Annotated in this window: 21 protein-coding genes, 1 tRNA gene and 3 pseudogenes; 14 read left to right on the forward strand and 11 right to left on the reverse strand. The window is 72.8% G+C overall.

Annotated elements, in window-relative coordinates; genetic code table 11:
• Positions 1-151 precede the first annotated feature (151 nt).
• Positions 152-772 (forward strand): HAD-IA family hydrolase, encoded by a 621-nt coding sequence (locus OG490_RS11690; RefSeq protein ID WP_443065948.1) that lies wholly within the window; start codon positions 152-154, stop codon positions 770-772.
• A gap of 539 nt (positions 773-1311) precedes the next feature.
• Here OG490_RS11690 and OG490_RS11695 read toward each other — a convergent pair.
• Positions 1312-1764 (reverse strand): VOC family protein, encoded by a 453-nt coding sequence (locus tag OG490_RS11695; RefSeq protein WP_330296222.1) that lies wholly within the window; start codon positions 1762-1764, stop codon positions 1312-1314.
• Between the two features lie 260 nt (positions 1765-2024).
• Positions 2025-2606 carry a TMEM165/GDT1 family protein gene (locus OG490_RS11700; protein WP_330296223.1) on the reverse strand — a complete coding sequence of 194 codons (582 nt, stop codon included), beginning with the start codon at positions 2604-2606 and terminating at the stop codon, positions 2025-2027.
• 572 nt (positions 2607-3178) lie between these two features.
• Here OG490_RS11700 and OG490_RS11705 point away from each other — a divergent pair.
• The 5 genes from OG490_RS11705 to OG490_RS11725 all read left to right on the forward strand — a co-directional run bounded on the left by OG490_RS11705 (position 3179) and on the right by OG490_RS11725 (position 8308).
• Positions 3179-3832: an HNH endonuclease family protein gene (locus tag OG490_RS11705; protein WP_330296224.1), complete on the forward strand. Its 654-nt coding sequence runs from the start codon at positions 3179-3181 to the stop codon at positions 3830-3832.
• A gap of 182 nt (positions 3833-4014) precedes the next feature.
• Positions 4015-5679, forward strand: a complete 1665-nt coding sequence (locus OG490_RS11710; RefSeq protein WP_330296225.1) for an alkaline phosphatase D family protein — start codon at positions 4015-4017, stop codon at positions 5677-5679.
• Positions 5680-5931: 252 nt separating this feature from the next.
• Positions 5932-6573 (forward strand): DedA family protein, encoded by a 642-nt coding sequence (locus OG490_RS11715; protein WP_330296226.1) that lies wholly within the window; start codon positions 5932-5934, stop codon positions 6571-6573.
• A 184-nt stretch (positions 6574-6757) separates the two neighbouring features.
• Complete coding sequence (locus OG490_RS11720) at positions 6758-7273, forward strand: hypothetical protein (protein WP_330296227.1); 516 nt, start codon at positions 6758-6760, stop codon at positions 7271-7273.
• A gap of 132 nt (positions 7274-7405) precedes the next feature.
• A complete protein-coding gene (locus OG490_RS11725; RefSeq protein WP_330296228.1) occupies positions 7406-8308 on the forward strand; it encodes a universal stress protein in 903 nt (300 codons plus the stop codon).
• A gap of 5 nt (positions 8309-8313) precedes the next feature.
• Here OG490_RS11725 and OG490_RS11730 read toward each other — a convergent pair whose 3' ends face one another.
• Both OG490_RS11730 and OG490_RS11735 read right to left on the reverse strand, forming a co-directional pair.
• Entirely contained in the window at positions 8314-8538 is a 225-nt protein-coding gene (locus OG490_RS11730; RefSeq protein WP_330296229.1) for a DUF2277 domain-containing protein, read from the reverse strand.
• Between the two features lie 94 nt (positions 8539-8632).
• A tRNA-Val gene (locus OG490_RS11735) sits at positions 8633-8707 on the reverse strand.
• A gap of 55 nt (positions 8708-8762) precedes the next feature.
• Here OG490_RS11735 and OG490_RS11740 point away from each other — a divergent pair.
• Positions 8763-10067, forward strand: a complete 1305-nt coding sequence (locus OG490_RS11740; RefSeq protein WP_330296230.1) for a hypothetical protein — start codon at positions 8763-8765, stop codon at positions 10065-10067.
• A 310-nt stretch (positions 10068-10377) separates the two neighbouring features.
• Positions 10378-10893 (forward strand): DUF4383 domain-containing protein, encoded by a 516-nt coding sequence (locus OG490_RS11745; protein WP_330300889.1) that lies wholly within the window; start codon positions 10378-10380, stop codon positions 10891-10893.
• Between the two features lie 87 nt (positions 10894-10980).
• On the opposite strand, the pseudogene OG490_RS11750 reads toward OG490_RS11745, so the two are convergent.
• Both OG490_RS11750 and OG490_RS11755 read right to left on the reverse strand, forming a co-directional pair.
• A pseudogene (locus OG490_RS11750) lies at positions 10981-11619 on the reverse strand (MFS transporter); the annotation flags it as partial.
• Positions 11604-11912: pseudogene (locus OG490_RS11755) on the reverse strand (MFS transporter); the annotation flags it as partial. The pseudogenes OG490_RS11755 and OG490_RS11750, both read right to left, overlap by 16 nt.
• 215 nt (positions 11913-12127) lie before the next feature.
• Here OG490_RS11755 and OG490_RS11760 point away from each other — a divergent pair.
• The 5 genes and pseudogenes from OG490_RS11760 to OG490_RS11780 all read left to right on the forward strand — a co-directional run bounded on the left by OG490_RS11760 (position 12128) and on the right by OG490_RS11780 (position 15641).
• Entirely contained in the window at positions 12128-12823 is a 696-nt protein-coding gene (locus OG490_RS11760) for a FadR/GntR family transcriptional regulator (RefSeq protein ID WP_330296231.1), read from the forward strand.
• A gap of 91 nt (positions 12824-12914) precedes the next feature.
• Positions 12915-13475: pseudogene (locus OG490_RS11765) on the forward strand (galactonate dehydratase); the annotation flags it as partial.
• Between the two features lie 187 nt (positions 13476-13662).
• Positions 13663-14280, forward strand: a complete 618-nt coding sequence (locus OG490_RS11770; RefSeq protein ID WP_330296233.1) for a bifunctional 4-hydroxy-2-oxoglutarate aldolase/2-dehydro-3-deoxy-phosphogluconate aldolase — start codon at positions 13663-13665, stop codon at positions 14278-14280.
• A 32-nt stretch (positions 14281-14312) separates the two neighbouring features.
• Positions 14313-15284 carry a sugar kinase gene (locus OG490_RS11775; protein WP_330296234.1) on the forward strand — a complete coding sequence of 324 codons (972 nt, stop codon included), beginning with the start codon at positions 14313-14315 and terminating at the stop codon, positions 15282-15284.
• A gap of 141 nt (positions 15285-15425) precedes the next feature.
• Positions 15426-15641 carry an FmdB family zinc ribbon protein gene (locus tag OG490_RS11780; RefSeq protein ID WP_330296235.1) on the forward strand — a complete coding sequence of 72 codons (216 nt, stop codon included), beginning with the start codon at positions 15426-15428 and terminating at the stop codon, positions 15639-15641.
• Positions 15642-15650: 9 nt separating this feature from the next.
• On the opposite strand, the gene OG490_RS11785 is transcribed toward OG490_RS11780, so the two are convergent.
• The 4 genes from OG490_RS11785 to OG490_RS11800 are packed head-to-tail and all read right to left on the reverse strand — an operon-like array spanning position 15651 to position 20831.
• Positions 15651-16310, reverse strand: coding sequence for an O-methyltransferase (locus tag OG490_RS11785; RefSeq protein WP_330296236.1), 660 nt, complete (start codon positions 16308-16310; stop codon positions 15651-15653).
• On the reverse strand, positions 16307-17137 hold the full coding sequence (locus OG490_RS11790; protein ID WP_330296237.1) for an HAD family hydrolase: 831 nt from the start codon (positions 17135-17137) through the stop codon (positions 16307-16309). The genes OG490_RS11785 and OG490_RS11790 overlap by 4 nt, the downstream gene beginning before the upstream one ends.
• Positions 17134-19629, reverse strand: a complete 2496-nt coding sequence (locus OG490_RS11795; protein WP_443065792.1) for a phosphoribosyltransferase — start codon at positions 19627-19629, stop codon at positions 17134-17136. The genes OG490_RS11790 and OG490_RS11795 overlap by 4 nt, the downstream gene beginning before the upstream one ends.
• 8 nt (positions 19630-19637) lie before the next feature.
• Positions 19638-20831 (reverse strand): HpcH/HpaI aldolase/citrate lyase family protein, encoded by a 1194-nt coding sequence (locus OG490_RS11800; protein ID WP_330296239.1) that lies wholly within the window; start codon positions 20829-20831, stop codon positions 19638-19640.
• A 308-nt stretch (positions 20832-21139) separates the two neighbouring features.
• Between OG490_RS11800 and OG490_RS11805 the strand changes: the two genes are divergently transcribed.
• Positions 21140-21889, forward strand: a complete 750-nt coding sequence (locus OG490_RS11805; protein ID WP_330300890.1) for a TerD family protein — start codon at positions 21140-21142, stop codon at positions 21887-21889.
• 45 nt (positions 21890-21934) lie between these two features.
• Here OG490_RS11805 and OG490_RS11810 read toward each other — a convergent pair whose 3' ends face one another.
• Positions 21935-22675, reverse strand: coding sequence for a TerD family protein (locus OG490_RS11810; RefSeq protein ID WP_330296240.1), 741 nt, complete (start codon positions 22673-22675; stop codon positions 21935-21937).
• Between the last annotated feature and the right edge of the window lie 99 nt (positions 22676-22774).

The following is a 22774-nucleotide window of genomic DNA, read 5'->3' on the forward strand; positions in this document are numbered from 1 at the left end:
TTTGTATTCTTCAGGAACAAAGTGGTTCCGTCCTCAACCCCTGACCGGGGGACGGAACCACTTGTTCTCTTTTCCCGCCCCGTCTGGAGCCCCCGCCGTGCAGGCCACCACCGCCAACGCCGTCCTGACCGCCAAGGCCCTGCTCCTGGACATGGACGGCACCATCGTCAACTCCGACGCGGTGGTCGAACGCTGCTGGCACGACTGGGCCGTCGCCCACGGCCTGGACCCGCGGGAGGCCCTCAAGGTCGTCCACGGCCGCCAGGGCTACGCCACCATGGCGATCCTCCTCCCGGACCGCCCGATGGAGGAGAACTTCGCCGAGAACACGGTGATGCTCGCCCGCGAGACCGCCGACACCGACGGCGTGGTCCCGGTCGGCGGGGCTCCGGAGTTCATGGCTGCCATCAGCGCCCTCCCGCACGCCCTGGTCACCTCCGCCGACGCGGCCCTGGCCACGGCCCGGATGACCGCGGCGGCCCTGCCGATGCCGCGGGTCCGGATCACCGCCGAGTCCGTCCAGGCCAGCAAGCCCCACCCCGAGGGCTTCCTGATGGGCGCCGCCGCCCTCGGCGTCGACCCGGCCGACTGCATCGTCTTCGAGGACTCGGCCGCCGGCATCGCCGCGGGCCGGGCAGCGGGCATGCGCGTCATCGGCGTGGGCCCCCGCGCCGCCGCCCACGCCCCCACCGCCCACGTCCCCGACCTGACCTCCGTCGAAGTCACCACCACCCCCGACGGCGACATCACCCTCACCCTCCGCTCGGCGTAGCCCCCGGGACCGGCCAACGCCGCGACAGGACCCCGCCGGTCGGCCGGTGCCGCAGCTCGAACGCCCGGCCGGTCGCGACGCGGCGCGCAGCACAGCGCACGGCAGCGCGGCGGGCGTGACTCGCACCGGACGCACCCGGACGCCTCGGCGACGCGGCGACGTACGACACCAGCCATCACCGGCCTGAAAGGGACGGCCACGGCCACCGGACGGTGAGTGGCGGGCCGCCCCCACCACCGAACCCCGCAGCCACAGGCCGTCCGTGTCGCAGCCCTCGCCACGGATCAGCCCGGCCACGGGCCGGCCGGGCGACAGGCCAGCCGGGCGACAGGCCACCTCGACCACCGCACCGCCAAGCCGCGGGCAGTCCGAATTGCGGCCGCCTCGGCCACGGAGCAGCCGATCCGCAGACAGCCCCCGGTCACGGGACGACGACGCCCGGGGCCGAGGGCCGCGCGAACATCAGGCGGGCTCGGCCGCGTACCCGGTCCCGGTCGAGCCGTGGAGGGTCCCCGGAGCGGGCACGCGGACCGCGCGGGTCAGGCGACGCAGAACTCGTTGCCCTCGGGGTCCTGCATCACGATGGCGTAGTAGCCCTCCCGCTCGTCCATGATCCGCAGTACGGTCGCGCCCGCCTCGGTGAGCCGCCCCACCATCTCGTCCACCCGACGGGCCCGGATCGCCACCGGCACGTCGCGCCCGCCACCGACCTTCAGGTCCAGGTGCATCCGGTTCTTGCCCGACTTCGGCTCCGGAACCTGCTGGAACCACACCCGCGGCCCCAGGCCCTGCGGATCGACGATCGACTCCGGGTTCTCCGCCGCCCCCTCCGGCAACTCCTCCTCGGGCACCCCCATGCCCAGCCAGTACTCCCGCCAGGTGGCATGGCCCTGCGGCGGCGGCTCCGGCTCGTACCCGAGCGCCTGGGTCCAGAAGGCCACCATCACCTGGGGATCCGCGCAGTCGATGGTCAATTGCAACGTCAGCTCCATCCCCGCAGCGTCCCAGACACCACCGACATCCCCCGGCAGGCAGGCGCGCAGGCACGCGGCCGGCCATCGGCGCCGGGGCCGGGCGCCGGGGCCGGGCGCCGGGGGCCAGGGCCGGGCCGGGGCCAGGGCCGGGCCGGGGCCGGGGCCGGGGCCGGGGCCGGGGGCCGCCGCCGGGCCGGGGCCAGGGCCAGGGCCGGGGCCGGGGCCGGGCAGCATCCGCAGCGTCACCGCCGCGGACTGCCGGCCGGCCGGTCCCCTCGCTACCCGGCGATCGCCTCGTAGAGCGAGAACACCGCCAGCGCCGCCATGACGCCGGCCGCGATCTTGGTGATCAGGCTCAGCGGGACGTACTTCATCAGCGTCCGGCCGCCCAGGATCCCGATTCCGGCCACGGCCCACAGCGCGAGCACCGCTCCGAGGCCGACCGAGACGGGGTTGTCGTACCGCGCGGCGAGGTTCGCGGTCATGATCTGCGTCAGGTCACCGAACTCGGCGACCAGGATCAGCATGAAGCCGGCCCCCGAGACCTTCCAGAAGGACTGGTCGGCCGGCGGCTTGACCGTTTCCTCCCCGTCGCTCTTCTTCAGGAGCAGCATCGCCGCACCCGCCAGGAACAGCACGCCCACGACGGCCTGCACCAGCCGGTGCGGGAGCAGGGTGAGCACGCTGCCGGCGGCGATGGCCAGGGCCACGTGCACGGCGAAGGCGGCGGCGACGCCGACGAAGACGTACGAGGCGCGGTAACGGGTGCCGAGCATCAGGCCGGCGAGGGCCGTCTTGTCCGGGAGCTCGGCAAGAAAGACGACGCCGAAGGCGATCGCCATCACGGTGAAGCTGAACACGGGGTGGAACCTCAATCGGTCGGGCAGGACGCCATCGGTACCGAGAGACCAGGAGTAATCAGGGGTCGCTTCGGCTCGGCGGCGTCCTGAAGTACGTACGCGTGCATACGCGCAGGACGCTGCGGCCGAAGGTCTCGCTGGCCGACCCGACACACATGCGTATCCGGTCTGCCTCCGGGCGCCGGCTGGTGTGACCCAGCAGTATGTCGACGGTCCGGCAAAGAGCTACTCCCCTTCTGCTCCTCCAGAGTACGCGACGCCCCCCGCCTCCCGAAATAGGACTTTGGGCACACCCCGGACCGCGGTCGACCCCGTCCGGCCGGGCAGCGGGCCGGGGGGCAGACCGGGCAGCGGGCCGGGTGGCAGACCGGGCGGCGGGCGGACCGCGGGCCTGGCGTCCGGTAGGCCGACCGACCCGGAATGGCAACTTCCGCTATTTCCAGTCGGGTTGAAGACCTCGCCATGACATGCCCATGTCTTCACACTGTCATCTGACGCCCATCCCCAGGAAACCCGGCGCCGCCACCATGGCGACGCCCCACAGAGTTCCCGCCCCCACCCAGGAGCCCCTCATGTTCTCCACGCCCTCCGTCTACGCGCGTCGACTTGGCATGCTCGCCTCAATAATCACGGCCGTCTCCCTCACCACCCTCCTCACCGCCCCCACCGCCGCGGCCGCCCCTCCCACCCCCATCAGCGCCACGGCCGCCCTCTCCTACCTGGCCACGGTCACCCCGAAGACCGAAGGCACCACCACCGGATACAGCCGCGACCTCTTCCCCCACTGGAGCACCGTCTCCGGCACCTGCAACACCCGCGAGACCGTCCTCAAGCGCGACGGCTCGAACGTCGTCCAGGACTCCGCCTGCGCGGCCGTCAGCGGCAACTGGTACTCCGAGTACGACGGCGCCACCTGGACCGCCGCCTCGGACCTCGACATCGACCACGTGGTCCCGCTCGCCGAGGCCTGGCGCTCCGGTGCCAACTCCTGGACCACCGCCAAGCGCCAGCAGTTCGCCAACGACCTCACCCGCCCGCAGCTCATCGCGGTCACCGACAACGTCAACCAGGCCAAGGGCGACCTCGACCCCGGCAAGTGGCTGCCCCCGCGCACGGCCTACCGCTGCACGTACGCGCGCATGTGGGTCGACGTGAAGCAATACTGGGGCCTGAGCATGGACTCCACGGAGAAGACGGCCCTGGTCAACATCCTCAACGCCTGCTGAACCCTCAACGCCTGCTGAATCCTCGACGCCTGCTGACGCACCACCCCGCCCCCACCCCTGGCCAAGGATCTTTCCCCCACCAGGGGGAGGTGGACCGCCCCCTCCCCGTCGTACCGTGACCACAGGGACGACGAGAACGACCACAAGGCTGGTCAACGGGTCTTCGGAGGAGGGGGAGTTGCATGGCCGCAATGCGTCTTGGACCGCTGCTGCGCCACGTCGACTGGGACACGGGCGGCTCCGCCACGATATGGATCGAGGCGGACCGCCCCTGCACCGCCGAGGTGCGCTGCGCCGACGGCTCCGGCGGCAGCGTCCGTACCTTCCAGGTCGCGGGCCATCACTACGCCCTGGTCACCGTCACCGGCCTGACCCCCGGCTCCACCACGGCGTACGAGGTCCTGCTCGACGGGGTCCACGTCTGGCCGCTCCCCGACAGCCCGTTCCCCGCGAGCACCATCACGACGCCGTCCACCGCCGGACCGGGCTCCGCCGCCGCCTCCGGCGGGCCCGCTCTGCGCATCACCTTCGGCTCCTGCCGCCAGGCCGCCCCACCCGCCGGCCGGCGCGGACCGCACGGCCCCGACGCGCTCGACACCCTCGCCGCGCAGCTGGCCGCGGATCCGCGGTCGGAGCGGCCCGACGTGCTGCTCCTCCTCGGCGACCAGGTGTACGCGGACCAGCTGTCCAAGCCGACCCGCCAGTGGCTCGCGGCCCGCCGGGACCTCCGCGAGGCGCCCGGCGCCCAGGTCGCGGACTTCGAGGAGTACACCCGGCTCTACTACGAGTCCTGGCTCGACCCGGAGATCCGCTGGCTGCTCTCCACCGTCCCCAGCCTGCACATATTCGACGACCACGACGTCATCGACGACTGGAACACCAGCGCCGCGTGGCTGGCGGAGATGCGCGCCACCCCGTGGTGGCAGGAGCGGGTGCTCAGCGGGCTGATGTCGTACTGGGTGTACCAGCACCTGGGGAACCTCTCCCCCGCCGAGCTGGCCGCCGACCCCCTGTACGCGGCGGTCCGCGGGACCCCCGACGGCACCGACGCGCTACGGGCCTTCGCCGCCTCGGCGGACGCCGACCCCTCCACGGTCCGCTGGAGCTACCGCCGCGACTTCGGCCGGTCCCGGCTGCTGATGGTGGACACCCGGGCCGCCCGGGTGCTGGACGAGGACGGCCGGGCCATGCTCGACCCGGCGGAGCAGCAGTGGCTGCGCGACAACGCCCTGGCCGGACACGGCGGTTACGACCACCTCCTCATAGGGTCCTCGCTGCCCTGGCTGATGCCTCCGCTCGTGCACGACGCGGAAGTGTGGAACGCCGCGCTGTGCCGCGGGGAGCGGGGACCCCGGTGGGCCCGGATCGGGGAGGACCTGCGGCGGCGCAGCGATCTGGAGCACTGGGCGGCATTCCCGGGCTCGTTCGCGGCGCTCAGCGACCTGCTGGAGGAAGTGGGGACGGGTCCGCGGGCTCCGGCCACGGTCTGCGTGCTCTCCGGGGATGTGCATCACGCGTACGTGGCCAAGCCCCGAATACCCAGTACGGCGCGGGTGTTCCAGCTGACGTGCTCGCCCGTGCACAACTCCATCCACACCGCGGTGAAGTGGGGCTTCCGGCTCGGCTGGTCACGGGTGGGCCGGTGGCTGGGCCGGGGCTTCTCCCGGCACGGCCGGACGGGCCGGCCTCCACTGAGCTGGCGGCGTACGGGTGGCCCCTGGTTCGGCAACCAGCTCATGACACTCGCACTGTCGGGCCGCTCCGCGCGGCTCCGGCTGGACCAGGCCCGCAAGGGACCCCGCCTGGTGACGGTCCTGGACCGGGACCTCACACCGCCGCCGGGCTAGTGCTGTGACCGGAAAGGTTCACCGGGTCGCGGCGCCCGGCACGGCAAACTTTTCCGGCCACAGCACTAGGCCGTCCCTTTCGGATCCGGCCGACGCAGGCGCGGGACACACCGCGGGGCCCGTCCACCCCCCGGGCGTCCGGTCCGTGGACGTCCGGCGTACGCTGTTCCGCTGTCAGCCGCCCCTGCCGCTCCCCCGCGACGTAGCGGCGCTTCACGCCGAAGCACGTCAACCGGACTGGGGAGTCCCGCTTTGCTTGAGACTCTGGGCTCGCTGACTTCGAGCCCATGGATCTACGCCCTCGTGGCGCTGTCCATCCTGCTCGACGTGTTCCTGCCGGTGCTGCCGAGCGGGGTACTGGTGATCACCGCGGCAGCGGCCGCGGCGGCCGCCGCCGGGGCGACGGGCCCGGCGCCCGTGCACGCCCAGGTGCCCGACATCCTGGCCCTGCTGGTGACGGCCGTCACCGCCTCGGTGCTGGGCGACATGGCCGCGTACCGGCTGGCCCGGCGCGGCGGGGCCCGTCTCGACCGGGCCATCGCCCGGTCCCGCCGGCTCACTCGCGCCCAGGAACGCCTCGGGATCGCCCTCGCCCGCGGCGGCGGCGCGCTGGTGGTGGTCGCCCGCTTCGCCCCCGCCGGCCGCTCGGTGGTCTCCCTCGGCGCGGGGAAGACCCAGCGCAAGGTCAGGGAGTTCCTGCCCTGGTCGGTCCTGGCCGCCATCGCCTGGGCCGGGTACAGCATCGCCCTCGGCTACTTCGGCACCCAATGGCTCGGCACCACCTGGCTCGGCACCGCGGTCTCCCTGATCGCCCTCTTCGCCGCCGGCGCCCTGGCCGCCTTCGTCGTCCGCCGCCCCACCACCCGGACCCCCGCCCCGGCCCCGGCCGCCTGAGCGAGCGGGCCCGGGCGCAGCCTCCCCCCGGGCGGGTGCGGGACTCCCCCGGGCGGAGCAGCGGCTCACCCGTTCACCCGGCAGCGATCGCCGCGTCCGCGCCGGGCTCCTAGCGTCCAAGGCACGGTGCGCACCCGAATCCGCGCCGCGCCGCGCTGTTCCCGGAGCCCGAGGAGTCCTCTCCATGCCCGCCACCCCCCGCAGCCCCCGCTCGCACCGCCCGCTCCCCCGCGTGCTGGCCGTCGCCGCCGCGGCCCTCGTCATCTCGGCCGCCGCCCCCGCGACGCTCGCCCACGCCGGCCCCTCCGGCAACGTCTCCCCGACCAACGTCGCCCCGGGCGGCCGGGTCAGCCTCAACATCACCGGCTGCGGCACGAAGACCGGCAAGGCCTCCTCCCGCGCCTTCGGCGACGTATGGCTGACCCCGGGCAACGCGGAGGCCACCAACCTCTTCGGCGCGGCCACCACCTTCCGCAACGTCAGCGCCGGCTCGCATCCCGTCACCTTCGAATGCGGCGGCCCCGGCGGCGAGCGCGTCACCGTCGCCCTGAACATCACCCCGGGCGCCGCCCGCGGCGGTCTCGGCGGCAGCGTCGATTCCATGAGCCCGGGTCAGATCGCCATCGGCGGAGCGTTCGTGGCGAGCGCCCTCGGCGCCGGCGCCTGGTTCCTGCGCCGCCGCACGGGCCACGCCGGCTGAGGCGGAGCGGAAGCAGAAGCGGAATCGGGAGTGGCCGATGGTCCCATCCCCCTCGGGACTTTCCCCACTCCCGCCCGGAGGCCGTCGCGGCAAGGCTGAGTCCACGCACCGCTGCCCCACAAGGAGCCCGCCATGGACCAGAGCCCGCGCCCCGTGATCGCCGCCGTCGACGGTTCCGCGAACGGCAACCGGGCCCTGGAATGGGCCATCTCCCAAGCCCTGACGGTCCGGGCACCGCTGCGCATCGTGCACGCCCGTCTCTACATGAACTCGATCGGCTCGGCCCTGTCCGGCGGGTTCGAGGAGCCGGGACCCGACGACGACCCGGTGCTCATCCGGGTCCGCGAAGCCCTGGACGGCCGCGCCGGGCTTCCCCCGATCGAGTACGTCTCCCACCCCGGCGCCCCCGACCGCGTACTGCCCGGCCTGGGCGCGGACGCCCAACTGATGGTCCTCGGCTCCCGAGGCCGCGGCGGCTTCGCCAGCCTCCTGCTCGGCTCGAACGGCCTCGCCTGCGCGAGCCGTGCCGCCTGCCCCGTGGTGGTCGTACCGCGGGCCGAGCCGCCCGTGCGCGACCCGTACGGACAGATCGTGCTCGGCCTGAACACCACAGCCCCCGACGACAGCACCACCCACTTCGCCTTCCGCGAGGCGGCCCGGCGCGGTGCCCGCCTCCAGGTCGTCATCGCGCACGCCTGGCCGGGCCGGACCTTCACCACCGCGGGCACCATCGGCAAGGCCTCCCACACCCAGACGGCCGGCGCGCACGAGATCGGCGCCCTGGCCGCGGCCCACCTGCGCCCGCACGCGGAGCGCTTCCCGGAGGTCCGGGTCGAGCAGGTCACAGCACCGGGCGACGCGGCCGGCCACCTGGTCGCCGCTTCGCAGGCCGCGGACCTGCTGGTCATCGGCCGCCACCGCAAGCGCCCGCTCTCCCCTCACCTGGGCTCGGTCACCAACGCGGTCCTGCTCCACACCACCTGCCCGGTAGCGGTGGTCCCCCTGGAGGAAACCGCCGTCCCGGCAGCCGCCTAGACGGCCTAGCTCGTCGCCGTCGCCCCCCGGACCTGGATCCCGTCCAGCAGGTCCCGCGTGGCCTCCGCGATCGCGTCGACGGCGGCGGCGAACACCTCCTGGTTGTGCGCGGCGGGCGCCCTGAAGCCGGACACCTTGCGCACGTACTGAAGCGCGGCGGCCCGGATCTCCTCCTCGGTCGCCTTCTCCGCAATCGCGGGCGGACGCAACGTCTTGATAGATCGGCACATGCCTCCACTATCCCGCCCCGCGCGGCCACTCGGATCCCCCGTCGACCAACAACGCAAAAGACCCCCCGCCATGATCGGCAGGGGGTCTTTCCACTGGTGGGCGCGGACGGTTTCGAACCGCCGACATCCGCTTTGTAAGAGCGGCGCTCTACCCCTGAGCTACGCACCCGTGGATGAGTGGACAGCCTACATGGAGGGCGTACCCCCCACGCAAACCCGTTCCCGTGAGGGAGAATGGACCGGGGCAGGGGCATTGCGGACGGGGTACGGGAGAAGCGACTGTGACGACGGCACCCCGGCGGTGGTTCGGCGGCGGGCGGGACGAGAGTCGGCGGGCTGATGCCCAGGCGGCGAAGGACGCCGCCGCGGCCGCGTTCTACGAGTTGGACACCGCGCAGCGGGATCTGCGGATCTCCATCGAGACGATCGCGGCGGCCGACGGATCGCCCGAAGCGCGGCGCGCGGGCGAGGGGTTCGTCGCGCTCGGGCAGCGGATCGACCAGGTCAGCCAGGTGTACATCGAGGCCGTCGACGCACATGACCTGGATCGCGCCGAGCTGGAGGCGGCCGCCGCGACGCGGGCGACCCAGGAGCTGACGCGGGCGCGCGAGGAGCTCGTACGGGTGAAGGGCGAGCTCGACCGTTTCGCGCAGGGGCTGCAGCCGCTGCTGGACAAGGCGGAGACGCAGTTGGCGCGGGTGGCGCCCGCCCGGGAGCGGGCCAGGGCCGCGCTGCTGGCGGCGAGCACCGCGCTGGACGACGTGCGCGGCAAGGGCATCCGTGCCGACGACCTGGCGGCCCGGCTCGCCGCGCTGGGTCCGGAGCTGACGAAGCTGAACCAGGGCGCCGCACAGCACGGGGTGCAGGAGACGGTCCAGCGCGCCGACCGGATCCTGCGCGACGCCGAGGGGATACGGGCCGAGGCGGCGCGGCTCCCGGAGCGGGCGGCGGAGATCGACCGGCGGCTGGTGAGCCTGCGGACCCGTGCGCAGGCGCTGCGCAATCGGGCGGACCGGGTGGATCCCGTACTCAGCGAGCTGCGCCGGCGGTTCAGCGCGGCTTGCTGGCAGGACCTCCAGCACGTGCCCGACCAGGCGGTACGGGATGTCGCGCAGGCGGAGGACCGGCTGCGGGAGGCCGCCCGCGCCCGGGACGAGCAGCGCTGGGCCGATGTGACGGCACTGGTCGAGGCCGTGCGGGGGGCGCTGGACTCGACCGACGAGGCGGTGTCGGCGGCGCAGGACCGGCTGACGCGGCTGGAGGCGGTGGCGCGGGATCCGCAGGCGGAGGTGGACCGGACCCGGTTCGCGATCCGCGATGCGCAGCGGATGGCGATGGCGGGCCGCAGCGTGCCCGATCCGCGGCATGCGCGGCCGCTGGACGAGTCGGTGGCGCGGGTGGACCGGGCGGTCGCGGGGCTGGAGGGCCGGCATCCGGACTACTGGGCGTTCCTGCTGGAGATGGGTCAGGTGCGCGATGCGGTGAACCGGGTGGTGAGCGGGATCCGGACGGAGCGCGGCCAGGCCTGACCTCGTACCCCGGCCAGGCCTGACCTCGTACTCCGGTCCTGGGTTGTCGCCTGGTGGGCATCGATGGATGCTGGGAGGTGCCGGGAACGGACCAGAGGAGGGCGTTATGGCTGCCCACACTTTCCACAAGCCCCGTGCGCCCCATGCGCCCCCCACACCTCATGAGCCGTCCCGTGAGCCGTACGTGGCCCACGCCGCCTACGGCTGCACGGAACCCCATGAGCACTACGCGCCCTACGTCGCCCACGAGCCCGATCCCTCCCGGGTGCCGCCGGAGCCCCACGCGCTGGCCCACCGCCTCGAGCGCGTCATGCACCCCGTCAACGCCCGCCTCGACGAACACCTGCCCGCCGACCACAAGCTCAACAAGGTCTACCGGGTCGGCGCCGGCCTGACGGGCCTGCTGCTGGTCGTCTTCGGGATCCTGGGGCTCGTCCACCGGATCGGGTTCTTCAACACCGGCGGCGACACGGTGCTGGCCCTGAACACCAACGGCGCGCTGAGCGTCCTGTCGATCTGCATCGGGGCCCTGCTCATCGCCGGAATGGTGATCGGCGGGAGCTTCGCCTCGACGCTCAACATCGTGCTGGGTCTGCTCTTCATCGCGAGCGGGTTCGTGAACCTGGCGCTACTCGACACGGGGATGAACTTCCTGGCCTTCCACATCCAGAACGTGCTGTTCAGCTTCGTGGTCGGCGTCATGCTGATGTGGTTCGGGATGTACGGGCGGGTGGGCAGCGCCCTGCCGCACGACAACCCGTACTGGCGGGCCCGCCACCCCGAGCAGGCGGCTCGGGAGCAGCGGGCGACGGCCGGCCGACGGTAGCGGCGGTGGAGGTGGAGGTAGCGGCGACCCCGGCATGCCGGCGAGGTTGCCGAAGACGTTGAAGACGCCGCCGGCCACGCCCAGCATGCGCTGCGGGGCGATCTCGGTGACCAGGACCCAGGAGAACGACGCGAGGCCGTTGGCGAAGAAGGCCACGCACATGATGGCGATCATCGCGGCGTTCGAGGTGACGTGGTTGGCGGCCACGATGACCCCGGCCAGGGCCAGGCCGGTGACGATCGGGGTCTTGCGGGCGAAGGACGCCGACATGCCCCGCTTGACCATCCAGTCGGACCAGCTGCCTCCGCACAGCACGCCCACGAGGGCGGCGACGAAGGGCAGGGCGCCGGTCAGGCCGCCCTTGTCGAGGCTGAGGCCGCGCTCGTCGGTGAGGTACGTCGGGAACCAGGTCAGAAAGAAGTAGAGCGTCGAGGCGATCGCGAACTGGCCGAGGAAGACGCCCCAGATGCGGCGCCGGCGCAGCAGGAAGGCCATGTCGCGGCGGAAGGCGCCCTTCTCCTGGGCCCGGGCGGCGGTGTCGGCGGAGGTCTCGTCCTCGGTGATGTGGACGAGCTCGTTCTCGCCGACCTTGGGGTGCTGTTCGGGGCGGTTGCGGATGACCTTCATCCAGACCAGCGCCCAGGCGATGCCCATGCCGCCGAGGATCCAGAAAACGTGGCGCCGGCCGAGGGTGGCGGCCAGCCACGCGATCAGCGGGAAGGCCACGCCCAGGCCGATACCCCTCCTCCTTCAAGCGGCCCGGAGGTGTAGACGGCGACGGCCCGGCCGCGCTCGGCGCGCGGGAACCAGGAGGCGGCGACGCGGCCGTTGCACGGGAAGGCGGGAGCCTCGAAGAGGCCGAGGCCCATGCGGCTGGCGAAGAGGAAGCCGAAGCCCTTGGCCAGGGAGCCGAGGGCGGTCATCACGGACCAGCCGATCAGGGCCCAGGCGTAGACGATGCGGGGGCCGAACCTGTCGACGGGGCGGCCGCCGGGGAGCTGGGCGAGGGCATAGGTCCAGGCGAAGCCGGACCCGCCGCGCGGTCACGGCGGCCGGGTCGTTGCTGAGGGACATCGGTGTCTCCGGGGCATGGGGGACGGGGCGAGGAGTGCCGGAATCAGATGCTCCGGTTCTGCGACGCAATAATTGCTAATTAACGATTACTTGTGCAACTCTTTGCCTTGCCAGGGGAGCAAGTAGGGATGAAAGCCCCGACAGGAGAGGGGGAACCGGAATGAGCAGCAGCGAAGCCGCCTACGCCGGCCGGGGGATCCACAAGGCCGCCGTGGAGGAACTGGCCCGCAGGATCTTCGACGGCAGCTACGACGAGGGATCCACGCTCGACCTCCCCCGCCTCATGGAGGAGCTCGACGTCAGCCAGACCGTGCTCCGCGAGGCCATCAAGGTGCTCATGGCCAAGGGCCTGCTCGACGCCCGCCAGAAGCGCGGCACCTTCGTCCGGCCGCGCACCGACTGGAACCTCTTCGACGCCGACGTGCTGCGCTGGAAGCTCGCGGCCGGTGCACCCGACTGCTTCTTCTCGGACCTCTTGGAGCTGCGCCGCTCGATCGAGCCGGCCGCGGCCGCGCTGGCCGCCGTACGGGCGACCGAGCAGGACCTGGCCGCGCTGGACGCGGCGCTGACCGCGATGGCGGCGAGCGACAGCGACCCGGTGCTGCACGTACGGGCGGACGCCTCGTTCCACCTGGCGCTGCTGACCGCCTCGCACAACCTGTTCTTCACCCAGATGTACCGGGTGATCATCCCGGCCCTCGTGGAACGCGACCGCACGGTGCACAGGACGGGGGACTTCGAGCATCCGCACGCGATCCACCGGGCCGTGGTCGACCAGGTCCGGGCCGGGGACCCGGACGGGGCGTACATGGCCGTGCTCGACCTCCTCGACATGGCCAAGCGCGACCACCCCTAGCCCGACCCCCGCAGTACCCGAAGCACGCGTAGTACCCGTAGTACCCCGCATCCCGGTCCTGCCACCCGACCTGGAGAGGACACCGTCCGCAGTGAAGATCACCCGTATCGAGACCTTCATGGCCCCACCGCGCTGGATGTTCGTGCGCGTCGAGACCGACGAGGTCGTCGTCGGCTGGGGCGAGCCCGTGGTCGAAGGGCGCGCCGAACCGGTGCGCGCGGCCGTGGAGGTGCTGTCCGAGTACCTGCTCGGCCAGGACCCGATGCGGATCGTGGACCACTGGCAGGTCATGACCAAGGGCGGCGGCTACCGCGGCGGCCCCGTCCTGTCCTCGGCGGTCGCCGGGCTCGACCAGGCGCTGTGGGACGTCAAGGGCAAGGCGTACGGCAAGCCCGTGCACCAGCTCCTCGGCGGCCCGGTCCGCGACCGGATCCGCGCCTACGCCTGGGTCGGCGGCGACGAGCCGCACGAGATCGAGGACGCGCTGACGCGCCAGATCGAGGCGGGCTTCACGGCCGTCAAGATGAACGGCTGCGGCCGCATGAGCCCGCTGGCCACCCGCTCCGAGGTGCGCGAATGCATCCAGCGGGCCGAGACCGCCCGCGAAGTCCTCGGCGACGACCGCGACTTCGGCCTCGACTTCCACGGCCGGGTCCGCACCGAGCGGCCGGGCCTCGGGGTCGAGGTCGACGAGGCGGCCGTCCGCGCCGCCGACAAGAAGGGGCACGTCTGGCGCAACCCCGTGTGGCGCCACGACGACGGCTCCTTCGCCGAGTGGTGAGCCCCCACCACCACTCGGCATTCCCTTTCCCCCCACACATCAGAAGGCAGGCATTCCCATGGAGTTCGGCGCAGCGCTGCGACAGGAGCGGCTCGTCGCCATCGTCCGCGGCAGGGACGCCGAGGCGTCCTTCCGTACCGTCATGACCCTCGTGGAAGAGGGCGTGTCCCTCGTCGAGGTCTCCCTCAGCGGGGCAGACGCGCTGGAGGTCATCGGCCGCGCCCGCAAGGAGCTCGGCGACGAGGCGTGGCTGGGGGCCGGTACGGTCCTCACCGCCGAGGACGCCCAGCGGGCCGCCGGGGCCGGAGCCAACCTGATGGTCACCCCGGGGCTCGGCGCGGGCGTGGAGGAGGCCGTCCGCCAGGGCGTGCCGGTGCTGGCCGGGGTCATCACCCCGACCGAGGTCATCGCGGCCGACGCGGCGGGGGTCGCCGCGCTCAAACTGTTCCCCGGCTCGATCGGCGGACCGGCGTACCTGCGGGCCCTGCGGGCGCCCTTCCCCGACCTGCCGTTCGTACCGGTCGGCAGGGTGGACTCGGCCGCCGCGGCCGAGTACCTGTCCTCCGGCGCGGTGGCGGTCGGCATCGGCTCCCCGCTGGTCGGGGACGCGGCCGACGGCGGCGACCTGGGCGCGCTGCGGCGCCGGGCGGCGGAGTTCCTGGCGGTCTGCGCATGAGTCCGCGCATGAATCCGCGCATGAATCCGCGTATGGACACGGACGGGATCGAGGTCTTCACCTTCGGGGAGACGATGCTCTCCCTGCGCGGCAGCGGCCCGCTGCGCCTCGGCGGCACGATGGACGTCTCCGTCGCCGGCGCCGAGTCGAACGTCGCGATCGGCCTGGCCCGGCTCGGCCACTCGGTCCGCTGGGCGGGCGCGGTCGGCGAGGACGAGGCCGGTGAGCTGGTCCTACGGACGCTGCGTGCCGAGGGCGTGGACGTCGGCGGAGCCTCCCGCGACGAGGGCGGGGCCCCGACCGGGCTGATGCTCTCGGAGCCGCGCCTGCCGGAGCCGACCCGGGTGCACTACCACCGGGCGGGATCGGCGGGCTCGCGCCTCAAGGCCTGCTCGCTGGAGCGCGCCTTCACGGCGGCCCCTCCCAGGGTCCTGCACCTCACCGGCATCACCCCGGCCCTCTCCCGCTCGGCGCGCTCGGCGGCGACCATGGCCCTGCGCCTCGCGGCCGAGCATTCGGCGCTGGTCTGCCTCGACGTCAACTTCCGGTCCCGGTTGTGGTCCTGCGAGGAGGCGGCGGCGGTGCTCCGCGAGTGGGCCCCGTCCGTGGACGTCCTCATCGCCTCGGACGACGAACTCCCCCTGTGCCTGCCCCCGGACGCCCCGGCCGACCCGGCCGTGCAGGCCAAGGAGCTCCTGGCGCTCGGAGTCGGCGAGGTCGTGGTCAAACTCGGCGCGGCCGGAGCGACGGCCCACACCGAGGACGGCTCCTCGCTCCACGCCCCCGCCCGTCCGGTCCGGGCGGTGGACACCGTCGGCGCGGGCGACGCCTTCGTGGCGGGCTACCTCTCCGCGTTCCTGGACGGCCTGGGCACCGCCGCCCGTCTGGACCGGGCGGTGACCACGGGCGCCTTCGCGGTGGCCTCCCGGGGCGACTGGGAGGGCGCCCCCACCCGGGCGGAGCTCAGCCTCCTCGCGGCAACGGCCGGCACGGTCCTGCGCTGATCCCGCTGATCCACCGGCGGGCCCGGGTCGACACGGGGGTGCGGCCCGGTCCCGCCGGTCATGCCTGCTCCGCCGGTCCCGCCTGCGGGCCGCGGGGCGGGGCGCTTCCCGGGTGGGGGGCGACTGCGTAGCCTGTACCGCATGCCCCGTTACGAATACCGCTGCCGGACCTGCGAAGACACCTTCGAGGTCAGCCGGCCCATGGCCGAGTCCTCCGCGCCCACCGACTGCCCGGACGGGCACTCCGACACCGTCAAGCTGCTCTCGGCCGTCGCCGTCGGCGGGACCAGCAGCGCCCCCGCCGCGCCGATGGGCGGCGGCGGAGGCGGCTGCTGCGGTGGGGGCGGCTGCGGCTGACGCCTGCGGTCAGCGCTTGCGGGAGAGGGTGATGCCGTCGGAGATCGCCAGCATCACCGACTCCATGCGGGGGTCCGCCGCGACGTGGTCGTTGTAGGCCTGGACGCCCGCCGCCGCACCCGTCGCCGACTCGTCCAGCACCGTGCCGTGGTACAGCGTGTTGTCGGTGACGATCAGCCCGCCCGGACGGAGCCTGGGAACCAGCTCCTCCCAGTAGGCGATCTGGCTCTGCTTGTCGGCGTCCACGTACGCCATGTCGATGTGCGGCTCGGCCGGCATCGCGCGCAGCGTCTCGAGGGCGGGCGCGATCCGCAGTTCGATGCGGTCCGCGACCCCCGCCTTCGCCCAGGCCTCGCGCGCGTACGCCGTCCACTCCTCCGAGACGTCGCACGCGATGAGCCGGCCGTCCGCCGGCAGCGCCTGCGCCATCGACAGCGAGGAGAAGCCGGTGAAGGTGCCGACCTCCACGATGTGCCGGGCGCCGGTCAGCCGGACCAGGAAGGCCAGGAGCGGGCCCTGCTCCTCCGCCGACTGCATTCCGGCCGAGTCCGGGAACGCCGCGTACGTCGACGCCACCAGCCCTTGCTGGACCTCGTCCAGCGGCGGGTTGTGCGCCAGCATGTAGCGGTAGAGCTCGTCTGTGATCTTGGTGCTGTTGCCCTTGGTCATGATCCCAGTGTGCCCAGTCGCTCGGCCTCGCGGGTGAATGCGCGCACGATTTCCTCACCGGCCAGCACCCCCGCCTGCGTCAGCGAAGTGACGTGCGGCGCCGTCCAGTCGGCGTCGGCCAACTCGCCGTGGCCCGGCCGCCATCCCGCGTCCGCCGCGAGCAGCAGGTCCGCGTCCAGCAGCGAGTCCCCGGCCGCCAGGGTGGCGGTGGCCCCCGTACGCCGGGCCACCTCTCGCATCGCCGCGCTCTTGGTCAGCGGGCGCGGGACGGCGTAGATCTTCCGGCCCTGGAGCGAGATCGTCCAGCCGCGGGCCTCGGCCCACTCCGTCAGCGCCTTGATCCACTCCGGCGGGACCAGCGCCCGCTCGACGACCAGGTACGCGAAGAGGTCCTCGGCGACCCTGGCCTTGCGCAGCCACGCCGGGTCGGCGGTGGACAGCAGGTGCGCGTGCACCTCCTCCAGCGGGGCGCACTCCTCGGCGAGGCGCGCCGCGACCTGGCGGCGCCAGTCCCGGTCCGGGGTCCCGTCGACGAGCAGCTGGCCGCCGTTGGCGCAGATCGCGTACTTCGCCGGCTGCCCGGGGAAGCGGATGCGCTGGTACTGCTTGCGGGTACGGGTGGTGGTCGGGACGAAGACGACGCCCGGGTCGGCCGACAGCTCCGCCAGCAGCTGCGCCGCCGTCTCCGTCATGTACGACAGCGGCTTGCTCTCGTGGACCTCGACGCACAGCAGCCGCGGGGCCTGTGGGTCGGGCATGGTCAGGGCGAGCGCTGCGTTCGAGTAGATGAGCGTGCGGTCGAGGTCACTGGCTACGAGGACGGTCACTTGGCTGACACAGCCTTTCCGTCGGCGCCGGTGGCGCCGCGCGTGAAGCGGGGGTGAATGAGGCCTACGCAGGTGTAAGGCAGCCCGTCGACCTCCTCCACCGGAACCCCTCGCTGCTCGGCGAGGAGTCGTACGTGGTCCAGGTCGGCCCCCGCGCCGCGCTGCGCGAGGATCTTCCACGGCACCCGGCGCAGCAGCACCCGCGTGGTCTCGCCGACGCCCGGCTTGACCAGGTTCACGTCGTGGATGCCGTACTCCTCGCTGATCCGCTCCACTGCCTGCCAGCCCACCCAGGTCGGCGTGCGGTCGGCGGCGAGGAGCTCCTTGACCTCGGCGTCCACGGCCTCGGCCACCTCCTCGAAGTGGGCGGCGACGGTGTCGACGAAGGCGACGGAGACATCGGCTCCGGCGAGCTCGCGGTAGAACTTCGCGCCGTGGAAATCGGCGGGCCCGACCAGGTCGGACCTGAGCACCGTACGCGAGACGAGTCCGGAAACCGTGGAATTGAGACAGGCGGAGGGGATCAGGAAGTCCTCGCGGGTGCCGTACGTCTCCACGCACGAACCGGGGTCGGCGAGGACCACGATCTCGGGGTTGAACCCCTCGAACTCGGACAGGGCCTCGCGCAGCTCGCGGCTGATGGCGCCCTTGCCGGTCCAGCCGTCGACGAAGACGATGTCGGCCGGATCGTGGTGGGCGGCCAGCCAGCGCAGCGCGTTGGCGTCGATACCGCGGCCGCGCACGATGGAGACGGCGTAGTGCGGCAGGTCCAGGCCGTGCCGGGCCCGGGCCCAGCGGCGCATCAGGACGCCCACCGGGGTGCCCGCGCGGGCCAGGGAGACGAGCACCGGCGACGGGGACCGCTCGGCGAGCACCGTCTCGGTGACGGTTCCGACGGCGCGTGCCATGCGGGCCGCGGAGGCGGTCAGCGCGCTCTGGTAGAGCTGCTGGTACTCCGGGGACGGCTGGTACTCGACCGGCAGGGACTCCGCGTAGTGCGCGCCGCCCGCCTGGATGGCCTCCTCGCGCTCCTCGGTCGGAGCCTCCAGCTCCACGTCGGAGAAGTCCTGGAGCAGCCAGCCGACGTCCTCGGGAGCGTACGAGGAGAAGGCGGGGCCGCGCAGGGGCTCGGCGGTCATGATCGGCTCCTGCCGGTCGGGGACGTACGACGGTATGACGGCCAGCACGACGCGGCCGGTGTGCGGGGCGAGGGCCGCGAGGAGGCCGGTGCGGAGCTCGGGGGTGTCCCCGGCCGAGTCGACGACGGCGACCACGGCGTCGAAGCCGGCGCCCGCGACGTTGTAGGCGTACCGGTCGCCGGGGCCGTCCGCGGGGGCGTCGTGGGCCGGGAAGACGAGCCGGGTGCGGATGGCGTAGCCGGGGTCGTCGACGGCCAGGACCGGCGAGCGGGTGGTCGTGGAGAAGCGGACCTCGGCCGCCGCGCCGGACGCCTCCAGGGCCTGTGCGAGGCGCAGCGGGGCGTACATCAGCTCTTCGTTGCCGAGTACGAGGACTCGTGCGGGGGCCGTGCCCAGCGCGGCCTTGATCCGGTCCGACATGGCCGGCAGGGCCGCGTCCAGGGCTTCGCGGTGCGTCGGGGTGAAGCCGTGGCGGCCGCCGTCGGGTATGCCGGTGGGCCAGTCGAGGGCGACGCGGGTGATCGGGTGCGGGTCGTCTCCCGGGGCGCTGCCCCGGACCCCGCTCCTCAAACGCCGCAGGGGCTGAGATTTACCCACCGCCTCGTACTCCTCCACCAGGGCCTGTCCCTTCGCCAGGACGCCCTCCGGGAGGGAGACCGTGCCGGAGGCGAGGGATATCAGGTCCACGCGGGCGCCCAGGCCCTCGGCGAAGGCCGTCAGGCGGTCTCGGTCGGACGCGGAGCGCATGTCCACCAGGGCCACGACCACGTAGTGCCCGCGCGGATGGCGTTCGTGCAGGTCGCGGATGGTGTTCAGGACGGTGTTGCCGGTGGAGAACTCGTCGTCGACCAGGACCAGCGGGCCGGAGCCGGCCAGCAGCTTCGGGTCCTCGGGGAGCAGCAGGTGCGAGGTGGCGTGCGAGTGGGCCTCCTCGAAGCCGCCCGCGGGCTCCACGCCGGGCACGGGGCGCCGGGTGGAGTGCAGGTACGGGGCGCTGCCGAGGCCGTCGGCGACGCAGTGGCCGAGCCCGGTCGCGGTCTCGGCGTACCCGAGGACCACGGCCGAGGCCGCCTCCTGCTCGCCCAGCAGCTCCCGGACCCGGACGCCGAGCCCGTACCCGGCGGCGTAGACGACCGCCGGGGACTGCGGGACGTGCTTGCCCAGCACCTGCGAGACCAGCAGGTGCGCCCGCTTGGGGTTGCGGCGCAGGGCGAGCCCGAGCAGCTCGGCCAGCCGGGGCCCGCCGGTCGGCGTCCCGGGGGCGGCGCCTTCCTCCAGGCCGACGCCCAGCCGGCTCGCGACCCACGTTCCCGACCACACGGCTTCGATCTTCTTGCCCTTCTTCGCAGTCAACGGCCCGCTCACACCTGGAGCCCGGCCGTGAGGAGATCGACGAAGCCGACCTCCTCCTTCGCCACACCGAAGACCTCGGCGCGCAGCATCGTGCGCTCCGCCCAGGCCCGGTGGGGCTTCACCTCGTTCATTTTGTTCGTATAAGCAGACCGCATCACTCCGCCGCCGCCGCTCTCGGGGCGCAGGATGTCCTGGGCGTCGCTGAACTCCTCGTGGGAGACCACCGACAGCGCGTGGACGGGGGTGACGTGGGCGGGGTGGATGCAGGTCTTGCCCATCAGCCCGTTGGCCCGGTCCAGCTCGATCTCGCGCAGCAGCCCGTCCAGGTCGTGCTCGATCAGGGCGGTGCGCAGTTCCTCCACGCCCTCCTCCTGGAAGGGGCTGCGGCGCAGCTGCGGCTTGAAGAGCCGCTGCTGGCTGCGGAAGTACTCCCAGACGGGCCCGGTGACCGTGAAGCCGGTGCCGTCGGCGCGGCTGAGCACGTTGACCACGTCGGCGATCACACCGGCGACGATCTGCACGTCGTAGGCGGTCATGTCGGGGGTGCGGCGCAGTCCGTACGCGGAGCAGAAGTCGGTGACGCCCAGGCGCAGTGCCAGGACGCGCTCGCGGTACTTGTTGACCGTGCGGGAGATCCCGGCGAGGGCCTCGACGCGGGTCTCCAGGTGGAGCAGCTCGGGGGTCTCCAGGACGGGCATGGCGTACAGCCGGGGGTGTCCGCTCGCCGCTTCCGCCTGGGCCACGGCGTCCAGGAAGGCCATTCCGCGGCTCTCGCTGAACTTCGGCAGGACGAATCCGGACAGTCGGGCGGCCGAGCCGCCGAGCCGGTGCACCAGGTCGGGGATCTGCTCGGGCGTGCGGACCCGGACGAAGAGCAGCGGGAGCTCCCCGGCCCGGTCCCCCTGCGGGCCCTCGTCCGCGGCCGCGTCGAGGGCGGCGAACTGCCGGACGAGGTTCTCCTCGCCGTCCGCGACGTCGGCGTCGCTGATGGAGTCCTCCAGGCACAGGACCATGGAGACGACTCCCCGGCCGGCCTGCTTGCGGACGTCACGGGCCAGCTGGGTCCGGGTGGCGGGACTGTAGAGCGTGGCTCCCAGAGCGGCGGCGAGCGTGCGGGCGGGGGAGGCGGCGGTGAACTCGGCCGGCTCCTGGTGGAAGAGGTCCTTGCGGACGGTGGGCGATATGTGCCCGAAATGACGCATGTGCTTCCCCCGTACTGCCTCGGCGGCCCGACTGGCATGGCCGGTAATAGTACGTACGAATGAGATTCCAGAGTTCCCCATGCACATGAAATCCAGGTAACCGTCGCTGGTCAGAGATCCGTAGCAGGTCTTTGGTCCGCTGAGGTCACCACCTTCGTACCGGACGGTTCCGGCCGGGCCGGGTGCACCACACACCTGCGCGGCCGCCCTGTAGCCACCCTTGCACCATGCCCAGGACTTTTCGCGGGGACAAGGTCTACGGGGGGCCGCATTGTCCCCGTCCCGCCCGGGAGGGCAGGATGACCGCCATGACGCACGCGATGCAGAAGGGCTCGAACATCCCGGTGGCCGCCGTGGCGGTCCGGGCGGTGCTGCGCTGGACCGGCGGGCCCGGTGTTCCCGACGTGGACGCATCCGCGCTGCTCGTGGGCTCGGACGGACGGGTCCGGTCGGACGAGGACTTCGTGTTCTACAACCAGCCCCGGCACCCTTCGGGGGCGGTCTGGCGGCTCGGCAAGAAGCAGCTCGGCGACGGGATCACCGACGCCGTCCAGGCGGACCTGCGGGCCGTCACCCCGGCCGTGGACCGGATCCTCGTCGTCGCCTCCGCCGAGGACGTGCCCTTCCAGCGGGTCCACGACCTGCGGATCCTGCTCTACGACGCCACCGCCACCGGCGGCTCCGAACCGCTGGCCTTCTTCGACGTGCGGCCCGAGACCGGCGCCGAGACGGCGCTGATCTGCGGCGAGCTGTACCGCCGGGGCGACGGGTGGAAGTTCCGCGCGCTCGGCGAGGGCTACTCCAACGGACTCGTCGGGCTGGCCACCGACCACGGGATCTCCGTGGACGAGGGCGCCCCCGAGGCCCCGGCCTCCGCGGCCGAGCCCGCCCCGGTGCCGCCGGCCCCGGTGCTGCCGACCCCGCCCACCCAGGCGCCGCCGGCCGAGGAGCCCGCGTACGGGTATCCGCAGCCGGTGTCCCCTGCGCCCGTGCCGGCTCCGGGCGGGGACCCGTCCTTCCGGCTGCCGGTGCAGGGCCCCCAGTTCATCCGCCGCTGAGGCCACGGAGACCGCAGAGGCCCCTGAGGTGTGCGCCCGCCCGCCTCAGGCCTTGGTCTTGTAGCCCCGGCCCCACTGGAGGCCCCACCCGTACAGCCGGTCGAGCTCGGCCTGGAACCCGTAGACGAATTTGACCTCGCGGCGCACGATCAGCTCGCCCTTGACGTTCTCCAGGGAGACCACCGCGCAGGAGCGCGCCTGCGGGTGGCGCTCCTCCAGCGGGATCTCTATGCGCGGCCCGGTGATCGGGAAGAGGGTCACCAGGGCGTGCGTCCGGTCGAAGGCCGGGGTCTGGTCGTAGATGTATACGAAGACGAGCAGCCGCTTGATCTCCTCGGCGTGGTCGAGGTTGACGAAGATCGTCTCGCCGGAGGGCGCTCCGAAGCGGTCGTCGCCGCTGAGCTTCACGTACGGCGGGCTGTTGATGTCCCCGTGGAGGTTGCCCAGCGGCTGGACGACGCCCCGGGTTCCGTCGGTCAGCTCGTAGAGGCAGCCGATGTCGAGGTCGACATTGACCATGCCCTGGGTGTGCGCCTGCACCATGTCCGGTTTGAACAGTTTGAACGGGTGGCGGAAGAGCTGCCCGCTCTGGCCGGCGGTGCGGCCGCCGATGTCCGAGGTGCGCATCCGCCAGGAGAGGTTCACGCGCAGATTGCCGTGCACCGCCCCCTGTTTGGTGAGCGACACCGTCGGATGGCGTTTGGTCAGCTCGATCGCGTTGGACGAGGCACTGCCCGACTGGAAGTGCTCACCGCGACTGCCCCTGATGCCGTCGAAGAATCCCATCCCTCAACCCCCCTGCAGCCCTTGTTGGCCTGATTGCACACGGAAGCGGGGCGGCCCGGTGGGTCCGTGGACCCTCCGGACCGCCCCGCACAGAAGCGT

The sequence above is a fragment of the Streptomyces sp. NBC_00503 genome (genome assembly GCF_036346895.1).
Lineage (GTDB): Bacteria > Actinomycetota > Actinomycetes > Streptomycetales > Streptomycetaceae > Streptomyces.